The following is a 14,428-nucleotide window of genomic DNA, read 5'->3' as shown; positions in this document are numbered from 1 at the left end:
CTTTTAGCTGGGTAAGTCGCTATCCAGCCGCAACAACAGACCGCCGCCCTCAGAGCCGCCCGGTCCAATGGTGCATTCCCGCAAAAACCGCTCTGGACAGGGATCATCCGGGAATTGTCTGGACAGGGTTTCCACGACCCATTCCAGGGGGATAAACCAGTAGCCTTTTTGGGTGTCCTTGTTGGCGGAAAACTGGGCGGCTGAATAGTCCCGGGCCTGTTCGATCAGGTAGCGATGGTAGGTCCTGCGCTGTTCTTTCGGGAAAAGACTCAACGGCATTTTCAGGCAAGGCAATTTTTTCAGGGCCGTGGGAGAGAGCACTACCACTGTCCGTTCCTTGCTTTGGCCGGGCAGGGTCTTTTTTTGCGTGAGTTTTTCCGGGCTGTCAGGTGAGGGTATCAACAGGTGTTCATCGTTCAGGATGCCGAGCATTTCAATGGGTTTCATACCCATATCCCGAAATGCCTCTGGAAACTGGAGATAGGCGGCTTCCTCTCCGCCGGGAATAAGGATCGCGGCATCCCGGCGCTGTATCAGAATTTCCCGAATGATGGTACGCAGTATGCGTAAGCCCAGACTGATTTGACGGTCATCCCGTGCAGAGGGGGGTGCCGTGCGGTCGGCGGTGTGTACATCCTGTACGGCCTTGTCCGCTTGGCGGCCCGCTTCTGGAGAGGCGGTTGCGGCTTGCGTGTGTGGGGTGGACGTCTTCGCTGTCGTCTGGGGTTCTGCCACGGGAGGCGGTGCTACGGGGTGACTGGCCGTTTTCCGTTGTGGTTGTGGCGAAGCGGGCACAGGCTGAGAAGCGGTCGGGGTCACAGAGGCTGATGACCGTGCGGTCGTATTTTTTTCTGCGGGTCTGGCGGCGGGTGTGACAGTTGCAGAAGATGCAGAAGGGGCAGGAGATGCGGGAGAGACGGATGTGGCTGCCGGGGCATCGGCCTTGCGGACGCTGTACAGACTGCGTGCAGAAAGGGGGGGGACAATATCGAGCAGGTATTCGGGATGGCGCAGTACCAGGACGCGTTGCCCGAGTGTTTCCCGGTTTCCTGTGCCATCCTGGTTTTCCGGAGAAAGAAACCAGAAAGGAATCCGCTGCTGACCGTCGCTTTCATCCCGACTGGGTACGGCCAACTCCCGGTCGAGCAGCATATCCGCGATGACTTGCGGATCCTTGGGTATCCCGGGCGTACCCTGTTGATGGAGCCAGCCGGCCACATCGGTAGCGGCTTTCGGCCAGACCAGTGCGATAACCGGTGTTTCAGCGGCAATTTCCCGTTCTACCTCTTCTTTGGGGATACGCGTCGTCCACAGTACGGCGCCACTTTCATTGACTTTCCATATCTGTTCCCGCACCAGGGTACGCATGGCATCCAGCAGATAGCGTTCCACCGGAATCCCGATATCATTTCCTTCACCGCCCTGATTTTTGAGGTCATAACGGACGGATTCACGATCGCCATAGGTGGCAAAGTCGCGGACTTTGTTGATACCCATTTCATCACCGGAAATGGCGCGTAAAACCGTTTCCACCCAATAGGCGTCCACATCCGTCAAGAACGCGAGAATGTCCCGGGTCATGAGATGCGGAGCAGTGGCCATCCCCAGATTTTTATGGCGGTCCATACGCCCCGAACGCCAGCGCAGGTTGTAGAACTGCACATGGGTCTCTTGCCCCCACCGATAGAGGGAAGGATATAGGGCCGGGTTCCAGATGTGGCCCTGTTGCTGGTCGTACACCTGCATATCGACCATGGGCTTGCCAATATCATGAAACAGGGCGGCGCAAAATGTGGCCAGGCGCAGGGCGTCTTCGTGCCGACGCCGTTCCGTGGGGTGCAGCAGATGGGCGGATTTTTCAAGGCTGTCCTGACCATCGGTGAGCCGCACGGCATACAGGCAGGCCTCTAACCCATGACGAAAAAGCCCGCCTGCACCGCGATGGTGATTGCCTTCACTGGCCGGCAATAAATGGACATAGTGGGCATAGTTGTGAATGGCAGGCAGATAAATCCGTTTCCAGAATTCCGGAGTAACCCCTACGGCAGCATACACTTCCCGAATGAGCCGTGCCTGTGACTGGATAATATCGGTCACAGGCAGCAGGGGCAGCCCCTGCCGGAAAGGGGGATAAACGGGCACATCGGTGAGTACCTGTTGTTTCCAGTCTTCGGGGATGGGGGAGGCTTTGGCGGGTTTGGGTGCTTTTCGACCCGGCGGGGTAGAAGCCTGCCCCGCGTCTGCCGCGTGGGCGTCAGGGGCACCCCATGGGAAGCGACGATGACCTGTCCACCGATCCCATTGTGCGGCGAATTTTTCCGAGATGCGTTCTGACCAGAGTTTTTCCATGTCGGTCATGGTGGCGCATTCGGGCGGCTTTTAGCGCGGGATAAAGCGGCTAAATTTGCGTTTTTTCGTACCATCCTTTTCTTCGGGCGGAAGAATCGTGCATGAAAAAAGGCTTTTTTGGCGGTTTTATGAAAATTTTGTCAAAAATGGGTGCGGTATAATGCCCTTAATGGCAAATAGATCGGTTAGGAGATACGCATGGCTTTTGTGACAGGTATGGATATTGGGTACGGCAATCTGAAAATTGCCTTTGGGGAAGCACTGGACCCTGCGCCAGTCTGCGAAATTTATCCGGCCTGTGCGGTGCCCGCCGAATTGGTGGCGACTTCCCTGTTTGGGGCCGATACGGAAAACGAAACCGGCATCCGTGTCCAGGTGCACGGAAAATCATGGATGGCGGGTGTGCCCGGGGATGCGGTACAGCGCCATGCGCCGCGACAACTCCATGAGGGCTATGTCGGGAGTGATGCGTGGACTGCGCTGGCCTATGCGGGGATTTTGATGACCGGCCAGACGGTCATCGATAGGCTGGTTGTCGGACTGCCGGTTCAGCATTATGAAGACCCCGAACGCCGTCAGGCGCTCAAAGAGGTTCTGCAGGGGGTGCATGCGGTCCTGCCCAAAAGAAGTATTGAAGTCCGGCAGGTTCAGGTGGTTCCGCAGCCTGTCGGCGCCTATGTGGATGCCATCAATGGCAGCTGGTGCCCAGAGCCGGTGCAGGATCGGTTGGCAGAAGAAACCAGTCTGGTGGTGGACCCGGGATTTTTCTCGCTGGATTGGACGTTGGTTCGGGCCGGTGGTCGGTATGCCGCTCTGGCGTCTGGCAGCAGTCTGTTTGCCGTTTCCCAAGTGTTGAGTGAAGCACGGAAGATCATTGCAGACACCTATGGCAAGGCCCCGACGGTCGCGCAATTGGAAAACTGTCTGCAAAACGGACGGGAACACTTGTACATTTTCAATCAGGATGTCGTGTTGCCGCCGGTTTTTGAGCAGGCGGCCCAGATGGTCGGGCGGGAGGCGCTGAGCGAAATGCGCGGCATGCTCCGGCAGGTGGACGACCCCATCAACTTTATCATTCTTGCAGGTGGCGGCGCGCGTCTATATACCCCCATGGCTCAGGAGGTATATCCGGACAGTCAAATTTTAATGGCAGATCATCCAGAACTGGCGAATGCGCAAGGCTTCTGGCATTTGGGAGCACAAAGCTTTGTCTGATTTTGTACGGATAGATGTGACTATCAGTACCAGGCAACCGGAATTACTGAAAGATATACAGGCTGTTTCCGAACCCCGGTTGCGTCCTGAGCGTTTGCGGTTTTTGGCGCAACTGGGTTTGCTGGTCTTGCAGGGGCGCGGTTCCCTGGCGGCGGTTCAGGCCAGCAACCTGGATGCCGAAAACGGTCATGAAAAGCCGGACGCGGGCGAAGCAGGGGCTACATCTGTTGCCGCCCATGGCGCTGCCGAGACGGGTGCTTCCCATGACCCAAAGCGGGCGCTGAGTCCGGCGCGACGAAAGGCTATGGCGCAGTTGGGGCAGTCTTTGGGTGAGCCTTCGCAAAAAACGCAAAAAACGCACAAAAGCTGAAAAACGATCAAGAGATCAATTTGATCCCACGGATATTCGAGAATTGCAGGTTGCCAAGACTTCCGTTGTCTTGGCGTGCATCACCCCCCGTACATCCGGCGAATGGTGTCAGCAAAATAGCGAAACACCCAGATATTGGCAGGGAATTGCTGAATATTGACCTGACGGTACAGGGAAATTTTATGTAGCAGAAAAAAGAAAAAGGCGGCAATCAGACTCATAGCAGCGGCACCCAATGGCAAAGCCACGGACCATCGTCCGGTTATCATCGGTACCAGATTGGCAGCCCATGTGGCTAAGGGCAAAAAAAGAAAAATAGTCGTGATAATCGGAGGAAGCCGAAACAGGCTGGAAATTCTGGCGGCGGCATCCCCGTTTTCCCGAACTTTTTCCAAAAAGGCATAAGGGCCACCAAATGGTTGGGTGAGTAACAGGATCAAGCGTTTTTGGAGGATGCGCTGCGAAATCCAAAAAAGGGGCGTTTTGTAGCAACCCAGCATTCGGGCGCGCATGTTGGTAGCCAGCGTTTGAATCCAGATCCAGCGTAAGATTTGGGCTACAGTGGCAACCAATATGCCAATGGGAAGCCAGCGCCAGGGAGTGGTGCCCAACCAAAATAGGGACAGGTTCGCCGCAGAGGCCAACAGTAGCATGCGAATCAGCCAGACATCCGCTTGCTGTACATGCCGCGCCAGATTGGGCGGCAGAATTTCCGTGCCGCTGTATATTCTGTGGAACAACAGCGAAGTGGCCAGCATATCATTCAGGTATTTTGGGTAGGGCAGCTCTTTCCAGGTCATTAGTGTGTTCGGTATTAAGGAAGATTGCGCGAGATCCAGCTCGGATTGTATCGAAAAGTGGGATAGCCAGGCCTCATCGGAAACCCATAGATGTGGTGCCGACTCTAGCGATGTGGAACCTTGCTTGGCACCGCCTTCTTCCCAGGTTGCGAGCGATTCATTTACGGCTAAAACGATATCCATGAGCGCTTTTAGCAGCAAGTATACCCCTTTCGTCAACTGGTACAGGCCCATGGGAAGATTCGTTACGCTGGCTATCAGAATAACCAAGGTGCCTTGGACGAAACTCCCCGCATGCTGGGCGGCGAAATGGTAGCAGTAGATCAGAGAGGCAAATGCCACGCCAGATAACAGTAAACGGAAAAGGCCCTCGAACAGCCACACGGATGCGTCCACGCTGATGATGGATGCATGGGGTTTCCCGTTTGGTATGGTCGCTGTCGGCATGCTGGTCATCACTCCTTTGCTTTTTCGCAGAAGGGAGGGGTCGCCCTATGGACCGCCAGAACGTTTCTGGCTCGGCGCTACAATGGGCGCCGCCCTAAAACGAATGGTACCAGTAGTGCGACCGTGATCTTGTGTGCATAAAACGGACAAAAAGGCTTTTATTCTTTACGGTGAAGTTTGAGTGGTGATGTTATGGGGTTGCCTCGTATGGGCCGGGGCTGGCTGATGATGGTTGCTTCGAAAAATCAGATTAGATGGTAGGTGCTGCAAGGTGCGGGATCAAATTGATCCCGCGATGGCATGGTTAATCCTGGCGGGAAGTCGCTGGCTGGACGGGCTAGCGAAGCCTTTGCGTTACAAATTAGTTGTCTATTTTTTTCCGCAAAATCAGGCTGGGCTTGAATGTCACCACCCGCCGAGCCTTAATCTCGCAGGATACACCCGTCTTGGGATTCCGGCCGGGTCTGGCTACCTTGTCCCGCAGGGTGAAATTTCCGAAGCTGGATAATTTGACGTTCTCACCAGACGCCAGCGTTTCCCGTATCGTATCAAACAGGCTATTCACCAGATCCAGGCTTTCTCTGTGCGTAAAGCCCATTGCATCGGTCAATGCATGGGCTATTTCTGCTTTTGTAACGGTCATAGTTCTTTCATCACCTTATTCAATGCGCGTTGTGTTGTTTTCAGTGTTTTCATCAGGTGTTGGTGGGCGTCCAAACGTGCGCGGCCATCCTGAATCGTCTCCCGGTACGCATCCCGAAAGTCCATCATCATGGTTTTGCGCTGATCCTTCTTGGTCTGAATAAATCGCGCATCATAATAGTCCAGAAGGCCCACTGCAAAACGACTAACAACGAGCATGGCGGTGTTGGTGGCATATTCCGCTATCAGGTCCGGGCCGAAACTATCTGAAGAAAGAATGAACGCATCCTCTGGCAGCATATCGTCCAGCTTGCGAATCAGCTTTTGCGTGGCCTTGGCTTGTTGAATCAGTTCGTCGATGGATTCCTGGTCCCTCCGTTTCGGGTGTTCCCGTGCTGCATAGATCAGCACATTGGTCGCGTCTATCAGGGCATCCATTCCGTGGATGGTCCGGAGAAACTGGGCGCCGGGCGAATCCTCAAGTGCTTCCTGGATTGGAGAGAGATATAGGCTGCCTGCCTGGATAATGTGGTCGAGCACGTCTACGGCGTGGCCGTCGATGTTGGGTAATAACAGAGCCGGACCATAGGCGGTCAGGCGTTTGCGTTTTTTGCGGATAGGGTTAGCTGATTGGCCGCCTGTAGGGAATGGATGCACGTTGTTCATGGCGGAAATCTAGCACGATGGAGCGCTTTGGAGAATATGGGGCCTCATTTTAGACAGGATGACCTACAGCAGCAGCGCTCCGCCCATAATCTGAGGTGAGGAGGCGGAGCGTGTAGGCTTTTGTGAGGTTGCGGATTCAGGCAGTAGGATTGGTCACGTCAATCGGGCATTCGGCGATGGATCTGGCAGCCAATAACTGCAGGTGCATGTTTCGCAACCAACATTTAAATTCGTCGTAGTCAATTTCCTTGTTTTCCAACCATTCCGCGAAAACATCCTGGTGTTCCTCAATGAATGCTGCAGCGATGATCGGTGCATGTGTCGTAGTAAAATCATGATGCTTGCGTACTTCGTTTGCTTCCATTTTAACCTCCAAATTACGAATGTGCGTCAAGAAGATTACGCCGGAGCATTCAGGTGTTGTTGAACATAAACGCGCTATTTTCGCTTTATTCTCTTTTGTTGAGCGTCAATGTCGTTTGCCGGGATCAAATTGATCCCGGGGTAAAAGGTTTTTTTGCTGATTACGTGGGCATGGTGCGCTTGACCGAAAAACATTTGAGTGCCATTTTTACTCTGTATCGTGCCATGTGGCATGATTTGGAGAGGGCGTTATGACGGAATGCATTTCGATAGGTCAGCTGCTGGGCGGCAATGAAGTGCTGCTCGTTTTACCAGAGAGCCCCTTGCAGTGGGTTGATGTGATTCGCCATGGAATTTCTTCTGCGTCCCTGGTTTCTCTCTCCAGTACCTTGCACATTTCGCAGGCGGAATTGGCGGCGGTATTGGGTATTTCCTACCGCACCTTGGCCAGGCGCAAGCGGGAAGCGATGCTGAACAGTGAGGAATCGGCCAAAGTGATTCGTTTGGCGAGAATTATAGAACGGGCGGAGAATGTCTTTGATAGCTTGGATAAGGCTATTGACTGGTTGAAAAATCGGAATGCGTCTTTATCTGGCTTAACCCCGCTTTCTCTGGTCGATACGGATGTGGGTGCCGAAAGCGTGTTGGATACTCTCGGGCGGATAGAGCATGGCGTATTTGCCTAATGTACACCGTTTGGCGGATGGTGATGGATCGGTTTGCCGAGACGGCTTTTAGCGGTGATGGTGCCCGCCGCTATAGCGGCCGATGGAATAGGAAAGGCGTACCGGTTGTCTATACGGCAGAAAGCCAATCGCTAGCCATGCTGGAAATGCTGGTCCAGGATGACCCATTGCGGGCGCGTTATGTGGTGATTCCGGCAGTGTTGCCAGATCATCTCAAGATGGAGACGATTTCGGTTGAACAGCTACCGGCTGACTGGCGTAATGCACAACCTAATCGAGCATTGCGGGAGATGGGCATGAGATGGCTGGAGGAACGCCGGAGTGCTGTGCTTATCGTACCCAGTGCCGTTATTCCTGCAGAACAGAATTATCTTTTAAACCCAATGCACCCAGAGTTTTCAAGCATCACTATCGGGGAGCCATTAAAAATCGATACCGATAGCCGACTCATCCCGGCGAAATAGCTCTTAAAAGCAAAGCGTTATTATGCGTTTTCGGGATGCCATGACTACATCACATCGCTTAGCTGGTGCAGGAAGAATTGGCCGGATTGCCAGAAAGATTGTTTCCAATCTGTGCTATACACTTCAGCCCTTATATCATTCGGCCCCGCCGACCAGGTATTTACTGTTATCGTTTTGTCGAAAAATGGCCGACTATCCTTGCCGTTCTGCCTATACTTTGCCTCTACAAGATAGTTTCTTTTGTCTTTGAAAGCATAAGCAATAATGGTTTTACCCTTTATGGTTGACGTGAAGAAACCGCCATCTACGGGCATTTCTCCGTTAATCATCCAACGGGCGTTTTGCTGATGGCCTGCTTTGATGATCAAAAAGTTGCCAAAGTAATGGAGATTGATTGCCTCTACTGTGATGGCTGTAGCAACCATCATGGAAAGACTTAGCGCACCGACTTTCAACACATTTGATAGTTTTGACATGGGTTTTCCTTTTGCTTTCTATGCACGTTTACCCGCCCAAAGAGGCGTCACGAGAGGATGGTACCCGAAAGAAACGCGGCTTATCGCACTCATAAGGCGGCTGTTTTGGCGTTTTTTGTGCGTTCGCGTCCAGGGTGCGGGATCAATTTGATCCCGGCCCGATGTGAAAATCGTTTTTTGACGGTTTATTTTTGCGTAGCCCTGGAAATGGCAAACTAGCAGCGTTTTCGGCTTCTGCTGGAAGATATTTCTGGTGGATTCCTGCCGTGCCATAAGTCCTCTTCCAATGGTGGATCTACTCAAGACCCTGGAATGCATATCGGACTTTGCTGTGCATTGCAGTACAATAGCTGAATCGGGGTCGAAGTGACCGTGCCTGACCGTTTCTCTATCACTTCGCCGTCCTTGTTTTTAAGGGGTGACGACGCAGTCATTCTTAGGAACTCCGCTAATGCTACATTGGTTTCTTTCCACGCTGGTCGTTTTGATTCATACCGCAAGCCCAATCCTCAAGACCTATGGAATGCTGGCGTTATTTGTCCTGCTTTTCATTGAGAGTGCAGGGGTGATATTTGCACCCGGTGAGGCAACCATCGTGGCTGCCGGATTCCTCTCTGCAAAAGGGATGTTTTCGATATGGGCTGTTCTGCCCGTAGCAATGATTGCAGCCACCTTGGGCGGTTATTTGGCTTATTGGTTAGGTGACCGGTTCGGTCACAGGGTCTTATTGCGCTATGGTCGCTATGTGGGCATTAAACCGATCATGGTGGGCAAGGCGCATAGGTTCTTCTTGCGCTTTGGTGCGCCTGTCGTCCTCGGCGGGCGTTTTATTGTGCCCTTGCGCCAATTACAGGGTTATATAGCGGGCACATCGGAAATGGGTTTTTTTGCCTTTGCCCTTTGGAGTGCCATAGGAGCCATATTGTGGGTAACCGTCTGGGGCGGCGGAGCGTACCTGCTGTCTGGAATGATAAGTGGTTAGAGATGCGAAACTGACGCTGCCGGTTCTTCCGTGACTTGAAGTGTCAGACAATATCGACGTGCATAACGATGACGTGACCCGCTTGCGTTGTTGCTCGCTCCAGACGCATTTCATATTGGACAAGGCTCGGACTTGCCGGTGATGTGATGTTGTGACAATGTAAGAACTCCTTACAAACTTTAATCGGCAGGATTTTTTATGCTGGCGAAACTTACTTCCAAGAATCAGTTGACGCTTCCCAAATCTGTGGTGGATTCAGTTTCTAAGCCTGAATACTTTGATGTTCAGGTCCGCGCCGGCCAGATTGTCTTGACCCCCGTTCGCGTGCAGAGAGGCGATGCGGTTCGTTCCAAGCTGGCGGAACTCGGGATTGATGATTCTGATGTTGCGGAAGCCGTTAGCTGGGCAAGAAAACCTGAATCCACTCTGGCTGCTGAGGATGCCTTACACGAGCAAACTGTCATCTATGCTAGCCAGGAAGCATATGCAGAATTTCTAGCCATACTGGAACGGCCTGCTGCTCCAAGTGTGCGTTTGCAAAAAACCATGCGGGCAACTGCTCCCTGGCGGTCATAGAATCACTTTCTGCTCCGGTTCTATAGAGGGGCAGCACGATGCTTCAATAGACTAAGTATTCATAAATAAATAACTTGTACTCACTATATAGCGGGTATAGTCTTGCGGCATGGAAGCAGACGCACTGATAGCCGCTCGACACCAAGCGCTCGAAGGGATACTGGATGAGCGGCAGAGACGGCTATATGCGGCAGTAGAAGCGAAGGTGCTGGGTCATGGCGGTGTCAAGCGGGTGAGTGAGGCTACCGGAGTCGCGCGGGGGTCCATCATGGCGGGTCTCAAAGAGCTCAAGGATCCGGAGAACAGGCTCCCGCAAGGCAGAGTTCGTCGATCGGGTGGCGGGAGAAAAAGGCTGGTGGATCGCGATCCGGACTTGCTGGTGGCCTTGGAGGGTTTGGTAGATCCTGCGGCACGCGGTGATCCCCAGTCACCGCTGCGCTGGACTTGCAAGAGCCTCAAGCAATTGGCACGGGAACTGGGCGAACAGGGGCACCGCATCAGCCATGTTTCTGTGGGCATTCTGCTCAAGGAATTAGGGTACAGCTTGCAAGGCAATCGCAAGACCTTGGAAGGCACCGATCACCCAGACCGAGATGCCCAATTCCGGTATATACAGGAGAAGACGCAGCAGGCACTGGACGCAGTGCAGCCCGTCATTTCGGTGGACACCAAGAAAAAAGAATTGGTTGGCAACTACAAAAATGCGGGTCAGGAGTGGCGGCCGCAGGGCGAACCGGAAGTCGTCCAGGTGCATGACTTTGTGGATAAGGAACTGGGGCGGGCCAACCCCTATGGGGTTTACGATCTCGCCCAAAACGCGGGGTGGGTGAGCGTGGGCACGGATCATGATACCGCCAGCTTTGCGGTGGCCACTATCCGGCGCTGGTGGTTAGGCATGGGTCAGCCCCTTTATCCCGACGCCAAGGAGTTGATGATCACGGCCGATGGGGGCGGGAGCAATGGTTCTCGGGTGCGCCTCTGGAAGCTGGAATTACAAGGGCTTGCCGATGAACTCAATCTGCCGATTCGGGTGTGCCACTTTCCTCCGGGCACCAGCAAATGGAACAAAATCGAGCACCGTCTGTTTTCCTATATCAGCATGAATTGGCGGGGGCGACCTTTGGTGAGTCACGAAGTCATTGTCAATTTGATCGCGGCTACAACCACCAGCAAAGGCTTGAAAGTGTACGCCGCCATTGATCCTACACCCTACCCCAGGGGTATCAAAGTCACTGACGCTGAATTCGCTACCATCCAAATTGATCGCGATAACTTCCATGGGGAATGGAATTACGTCATCTCACCAAACAAAAAGTCCATGTAGTTTATTTATGATTCCTAAAGATGTAATATTTCTGCGATAACAAACCGAAAGAGTACCTACATACGGAACTCGATTTAGTTGCAGACCACTCCAGACTCATTTTACCTTGGACAAGGCCCAATATTGCGCACTCCTGATTACGAGTATATGCTACATACTCGTAATTTGTAGTATTTGTTGTGTACTCTTCTTTGCGAGTGCTCTGCCCATGGATACACCCATTTCGACAATTGCTGATTTCTCGTCTGTGTTAAAGCGCTTACGGCTGGAGCGCGGCTTCACGCAAAAGAGGCTTGGCGAGAAGTTGGGCCTGTCTCAAAAGCGCATTTCCGCCATCGAGGCTCATCCAGAGCAGGTCTCCTTGGATCAGATTTTGACCGTGCTCATGGCGCTAGGAGCCAAGCTCCATGTGCACACCCTGGACGCAGAATGGGACGCCATCGTGGACACAGGAGAGGCTTCATGGTGAATCCGTGCCGCCCATCCAAAACCAAAGTTCTCGACCTATGGGTCAAGTAGCCCCCAAGTAATCCTCCGATCTGACGGAATCTACCGTACGCTTCGGAGGGTTAGTTGCTGCGCCACACGCTACGCTGCAAACGCCACTTTCATCCTCCGGGAGACCTGCCTAACTGATGCTGTTTTTGGACCAGGGCAGGCCTGTTGCCCTTGCAAGAAAGTACAAATTATACATACAATATGCGTTGTACTTATTGGAGATACTATCATGCGTGTAACTACTGCTGACTTTATAAGGCGCTATGGGACATTGGCTGATCAGGCTCTGTCAGAGCCGCTAACCATTACGAAAAATGGCCGTGATCGTTTGGTATTGGTATCCGCTGAGGAATTTTTTCGGCTGAAAAGTCGAGAGCGACGGGCCATTTTGCCGGAGCATCTGAGTAATGCTGAACTGGATCTCATAGCTCAATCTGAAGTGCCCGTGGAACATGAAGTGCTGGATGCCGAGATGGAAGGATACGCTCTTTGAGCCATTGGCCAGACCCTGCTCCAGGTCTGGTCATCCGTTACAGCTATTTGTGGCGACGCGAAGCAGATCAAGGCAGGGAGGAGGGCGTGAAAGACCGTTCGTGCGCCATTGTTGCCGCCGCCAGAAACGAATCTGGCGGGCAGGCAGTGTATGTGTTGCCCATAACACATTCCTCTCCTATCGACCATTCAGAGGCTGTTGAGTTACCGCAGCAAACCATCTTACGCCTTGGCTTGGATGGGTTATGCTCGTGGGTGGTTATTAGTGAGGCCAACCGGTTTTCATGGCCGGGGCCTGATCTGCGTCCGCTTTCCGGTATGTGGCTGGACAGCGCAGCATACGGTTTTCTGCCGCCACGATTTTTCAAAATAATTCGCGATAAATTTGTCGAGAAAGGCCGTCATGGTGAACTTGGATTTGTGACCCGTACTGAGTAATGTGCAATCCAAGGCAGCGGAGATGTTTTGTGTGAGTCGTGCAGCGTTCATTAGCGCGGCAGGGCAAAGGGGCATACCGATTAATCGGAGAAGCGCTACGGAGGCACTGGAGGAAAGGTGTCGTGAATGAACCTCTACCTGGCGGACTCTAATCCAAGCGAAGTGACGAAATCTACAACCCGAAGGCCGTGCGGATGTGGTCGGCAAGCTAGGACGTGTATCGGCTGGTCGTTACACCGTAACGAGCCATCCATCAGATTTTGAGTAAGTCGAGGTGGTTTGTAGGCAGGTCACAGATGAACTAAACTGGCTGTGAATAGCTGTTTTCCATAGCATGAAAGGAGAGAATGCCATGAAAACATTTAGTTACTTCGTAGAAGGCGCTGGTCGCGTACTCGTTTTGGATACTGGAACATCTTACCGCAAGCCTGATCGTCATGAGCTATCTCGTGACAGACGCGCGCTGCGTGGGGACGTTGTTCATGTGTCTAAAGACATGCACAAATCTGTGGAGCGTTATGAGCACAAAACAAACAGCCGCGCGCTTAAAACATAAGGAAGGAGAACTTTCTGTTGCACAAAATGTGACAGATACTCCGTTCCTTCCTGTAGATGATTTTGAACGATTAAATGCTTTCAAACCTGAAGCTATTGACTGGGTACTTAAAGAAACATCGTCAGAAGCTGATCATAGAAGAAGAGAAACTCATAGGATTAATACTCTTGTGTTCATTGAACGTATTATCGGGCAAATATTCGCCTTTCTGATCGGGGTATCGGGTGTAGTCGGCGGAGCCTGGGTTGCAACTCGCGGTCAGCCATGGGCTGGTGTTTCTATATCTACGGCAGCGCTAACCGGATTGGCTGTTGTGTTCATTAAAGGTCACTCAAGCAAATAGTAACAATGGTCACTTGCGTCTGGCCTTGGTCAATGTGTTCAAGATGCAAGATGCATCAGCCTGGGTAGCGAAATAACTAGCACCACACCCATGATACAATAACCCCATGATGACCAACTAAGGAGAGATTTCATCATGAATACGAACATCAAAACCGCCGCCAAGCTCGCCGCATTCGCCGGAGCCTTCGCGCTGACTGGGTGCGCCTTTGTGCCGGATACCGTGCATCCTACCTACACGCCGCCGGCCAATGTCACTAAGGTGCCCGGTGCCGATAAGGTGGTGGTGGATGTGATTGTTAAGAATGAGAAGAAGCATAAGGATGGTCAAGTAAGCTGGATTAAAAATGGCTATGACATGGATGCTGCAGGTGTCTATATGCATGTCTCAAAGAATTTTAAAGATGCCTTTGACAAAGCACTATCAGCGCATGGCTTCAGAATTGGGACTAACGGAGATAGGACTGTTGATGTTGTGGTCCACAAGTTTTTTATCAAAGAAACAAACGATTTTTCAGGAATGTTCTATTCTGGAGAATCGGTAATATCAATAGTGGTAAAAAATAAAGAATCAAATCCTTTGTTCATGAAAAAATTTGTTGTTGATATGAAAAAAATAAAATTGGGATCGAGTTGGTCATTCTCTGGGCATCACCGTGAAGCTGCCACAATATTTTTAGATGATGTTGTGAACAGGATAACTTCGGATAACACCATGATTAAAAGTCTTATTGGCTAATAA

At 52.2% G+C, this 14,428-nt stretch carries 19 protein-coding genes; 13 read left to right on the top strand and 6 right to left on the bottom strand.

From position 1 onward, the window contains the following. Positions 1-3: 3 nt before the first annotated feature. Positions 4-2,358: a MobH family relaxase gene (gene mobH / locus GCD22_RS08835; RefSeq protein WP_153940708.1), complete on the bottom strand. Its 2,355-nt coding sequence runs from the start codon at positions 2,356-2,358 to the stop codon at positions 4-6. Positions 2,359-2,547: 189 nt separating this feature from the next. On the opposite strand from mobH, the gene GCD22_RS08830 reads away from it, so the two are divergent. Both GCD22_RS08830 and GCD22_RS08825 read left to right on the top strand, forming a co-directional pair. After that, positions 2,548-3,564: a ParM/StbA family protein gene (locus tag GCD22_RS08830; protein ID WP_142086185.1), complete on the top strand. Its 1,017-nt coding sequence runs from the start codon at positions 2,548-2,550 to the stop codon at positions 3,562-3,564. Then, a complete protein-coding gene (locus GCD22_RS08825) occupies positions 3,557-3,934 on the top strand; it encodes a hypothetical protein (protein WP_142086184.1) in 378 nt (125 codons plus the stop codon). The genes GCD22_RS08830 and GCD22_RS08825 overlap by 8 nt, the downstream gene beginning before the upstream one ends. A gap of 80 nt (positions 3,935-4,014) precedes the next feature. On the opposite strand, the gene GCD22_RS08820 is transcribed toward GCD22_RS08825, so the two are convergent. From GCD22_RS08820 to GCD22_RS08805, 4 genes are all read right to left on the bottom strand, one after another. After that, positions 4,015-5,181 carry a hypothetical protein gene (locus GCD22_RS08820; RefSeq protein WP_142086183.1) on the bottom strand — a complete coding sequence of 389 codons (1,167 nt, stop codon included), beginning with the start codon at positions 5,179-5,181 and terminating at the stop codon, positions 4,015-4,017. Positions 5,182-5,542: 361 nt separating this feature from the next. After that, on the bottom strand, positions 5,543-5,824 hold the full coding sequence (locus GCD22_RS08815) for an integration host factor subunit alpha (protein WP_153940707.1): 282 nt from the start codon (positions 5,822-5,824) through the stop codon (positions 5,543-5,545). Then, positions 5,821-6,489: a hypothetical protein gene (locus tag GCD22_RS08810; protein WP_153940706.1), complete on the bottom strand. Its 669-nt coding sequence runs from the start codon at positions 6,487-6,489 to the stop codon at positions 5,821-5,823. Before GCD22_RS08810 ends, GCD22_RS08815 begins: the two co-directional genes overlap by 4 nt. 136 nt (positions 6,490-6,625) lie before the next feature. Beyond that, positions 6,626-6,853 (bottom strand): hypothetical protein, encoded by a 228-nt coding sequence (locus GCD22_RS08805; protein ID WP_081576723.1) that lies wholly within the window; start codon positions 6,851-6,853, stop codon positions 6,626-6,628. A 250-nt stretch (positions 6,854-7,103) separates the two neighbouring features. Here GCD22_RS08805 and parS point away from each other — a divergent pair, with 250 nt between their 5' ends. Together parS and GCD22_RS08795 are read left to right on the top strand one after the other, a co-directional pair. Further along, entirely contained in the window at positions 7,104-7,538 is a 435-nt protein-coding gene (gene parS, locus GCD22_RS08800) for an Xre family toxin-antitoxin system antitoxin (protein WP_081576721.1), read from the top strand. Further along, a complete protein-coding gene (locus GCD22_RS08795) occupies positions 7,538-8,002 on the top strand; it encodes an RES family NAD+ phosphorylase (protein WP_153940705.1) in 465 nt (154 codons plus the stop codon). Before parS ends, GCD22_RS08795 begins: the two co-directional genes overlap by 1 nt. Positions 8,003-8,046: 44 nt before the next feature. Here the strand turns inward: GCD22_RS08795 and GCD22_RS08790 are convergent, their stop codons facing one another. Beyond that, positions 8,047-8,478: a hypothetical protein gene (locus tag GCD22_RS08790; RefSeq protein WP_081576719.1), complete on the bottom strand. Its 432-nt coding sequence runs from the start codon at positions 8,476-8,478 to the stop codon at positions 8,047-8,049. Between the two features lie 451 nt (positions 8,479-8,929). On the opposite strand from GCD22_RS08790, the gene GCD22_RS08785 reads away from it, so the two are divergent. The 9 genes from GCD22_RS08785 to GCD22_RS08750 all read left to right on the top strand — a co-directional run bounded on the left by GCD22_RS08785 (position 8,930) and on the right by GCD22_RS08750 (position 14,425). Then, a complete protein-coding gene (locus tag GCD22_RS08785; protein ID WP_031573513.1) occupies positions 8,930-9,460 on the top strand; it encodes a DedA family protein in 531 nt (176 codons plus the stop codon). A 198-nt stretch (positions 9,461-9,658) separates the two neighbouring features. Beyond that, positions 9,659-10,036: a type II toxin-antitoxin system TacA family antitoxin gene (locus GCD22_RS08780; protein ID WP_080707845.1), complete on the top strand. Its 378-nt coding sequence runs from the start codon at positions 9,659-9,661 to the stop codon at positions 10,034-10,036. 109 nt (positions 10,037-10,145) lie between these two features. Then, positions 10,146-11,360, top strand: coding sequence for an ISAzo13 family transposase (locus GCD22_RS08775; protein WP_031573509.1), 1,215 nt, complete (start codon positions 10,146-10,148; stop codon positions 11,358-11,360). 208 nt (positions 11,361-11,568) lie between these two features. Then, entirely contained in the window at positions 11,569-11,829 is a 261-nt protein-coding gene (locus tag GCD22_RS08770) for a helix-turn-helix domain-containing protein (RefSeq protein WP_031573506.1), read from the top strand. 258 nt (positions 11,830-12,087) lie between these two features. Continuing rightward, entirely contained in the window at positions 12,088-12,351 is a 264-nt protein-coding gene (locus tag GCD22_RS08765) for a type II toxin-antitoxin system prevent-host-death family antitoxin (RefSeq protein ID WP_031573503.1), read from the top strand. A gap of 86 nt (positions 12,352-12,437) precedes the next feature. Beyond that, on the top strand, positions 12,438-12,788 hold the full coding sequence (locus tag GCD22_RS08760; protein ID WP_211371708.1) for a hypothetical protein: 351 nt from the start codon (positions 12,438-12,440) through the stop codon (positions 12,786-12,788). 352 nt (positions 12,789-13,140) lie between these two features. Further along, positions 13,141-13,344: a hypothetical protein gene (locus tag GCD22_RS17970; protein WP_158627749.1), complete on the top strand. Its 204-nt coding sequence runs from the start codon at positions 13,141-13,143 to the stop codon at positions 13,342-13,344. After that, the gene (locus tag GCD22_RS08755; RefSeq protein WP_051690679.1) at positions 13,307-13,687 is read left to right on the top strand and encodes a hypothetical protein; all 381 of its coding nucleotides are present in this window, start codon (positions 13,307-13,309) and stop codon (positions 13,685-13,687) included. Before GCD22_RS17970 ends, GCD22_RS08755 begins: the two co-directional genes overlap by 38 nt. A gap of 135 nt (positions 13,688-13,822) precedes the next feature. Continuing rightward, positions 13,823-14,425 (top strand): YajG family lipoprotein, encoded by a 603-nt coding sequence (locus GCD22_RS08750; RefSeq protein ID WP_153940704.1) that lies wholly within the window; start codon positions 13,823-13,825, stop codon positions 14,423-14,425. The last annotated feature ends 3 nt before the right edge of the window (positions 14,426-14,428 follow it).

Origin of the sequence: Acidithiobacillus thiooxidans ATCC 19377, from assembly GCF_009662475.1 — a bacterium.
Classification (GTDB): Bacteria; Pseudomonadota; Gammaproteobacteria; order Acidithiobacillales; family Acidithiobacillaceae; genus Acidithiobacillus; species Acidithiobacillus thiooxidans.
The sequence above is the reverse complement of the archived record's forward strand: the minus strand, read 5'-3'. Positions and strand labels throughout refer to the sequence as shown.

Bases quoted from the DNA above. Each gene is read 5' to 3' on its own strand.
- mobH (WP_153940708.1), bottom strand. From the start codon at position 2,358: ATGACCGACATGGAAAAACTCTGGTCAGAACGCATCTCGGAAAAATTC.
- GCD22_RS08775 (WP_031573509.1), top strand. From the start codon at position 10,146: ATGGAAGCAGACGCACTGATAGCCGCTCGACACCAAGCGCTCGAAGGG.
- parS (WP_081576721.1), top strand. From the start codon at position 7,104: ATGACGGAATGCATTTCGATAGGTCAGCTGCTGGGCGGCAATGAAGTG.
- GCD22_RS08790 (WP_081576719.1), bottom strand. From the start codon at position 8,478: ATGTCAAAACTATCAAATGTGTTGAAAGTCGGTGCGCTAAGTCTTTCC.
- GCD22_RS08815 (WP_153940707.1), bottom strand. From the start codon at position 5,824: ATGACCGTTACAAAAGCAGAAATAGCCCATGCATTGACCGATGCAATG.
- GCD22_RS08765 (WP_031573503.1), top strand. From the start codon at position 12,088: ATGCGTGTAACTACTGCTGACTTTATAAGGCGCTATGGGACATTGGCT.
- GCD22_RS08780 (WP_080707845.1), top strand. From the start codon at position 9,659: ATGCTGGCGAAACTTACTTCCAAGAATCAGTTGACGCTTCCCAAATCT.
- GCD22_RS08830 (WP_142086185.1), top strand. From the start codon at position 2,548: ATGGCTTTTGTGACAGGTATGGATATTGGGTACGGCAATCTGAAAATT.
- GCD22_RS08755 (WP_051690679.1), top strand. From the start codon at position 13,307: ATGAGCACAAAACAAACAGCCGCGCGCTTAAAACATAAGGAAGGAGAA.
- GCD22_RS08820 (WP_142086183.1), bottom strand. From the start codon at position 5,181: ATGCCGACAGCGACCATACCAAACGGGAAACCCCATGCATCCATCATC.
- GCD22_RS08770 (WP_031573506.1), top strand. From the start codon at position 11,569: ATGGATACACCCATTTCGACAATTGCTGATTTCTCGTCTGTGTTAAAG.
- GCD22_RS08785 (WP_031573513.1), top strand. From the start codon at position 8,930: ATGCTACATTGGTTTCTTTCCACGCTGGTCGTTTTGATTCATACCGCA.
- GCD22_RS08805 (WP_081576723.1), bottom strand. From the start codon at position 6,853: ATGGAAGCAAACGAAGTACGCAAGCATCATGATTTTACTACGACACAT.
- GCD22_RS08795 (WP_153940705.1), top strand. From the start codon at position 7,538: ATGTACACCGTTTGGCGGATGGTGATGGATCGGTTTGCCGAGACGGCT.
- GCD22_RS08750 (WP_153940704.1), top strand. From the start codon at position 13,823: ATGAATACGAACATCAAAACCGCCGCCAAGCTCGCCGCATTCGCCGGA.
- GCD22_RS08810 (WP_153940706.1), bottom strand. From the start codon at position 6,489: ATGAACAACGTGCATCCATTCCCTACAGGCGGCCAATCAGCTAACCCT.
- GCD22_RS17970 (WP_158627749.1), top strand. From the start codon at position 13,141: ATGAAAACATTTAGTTACTTCGTAGAAGGCGCTGGTCGCGTACTCGTT.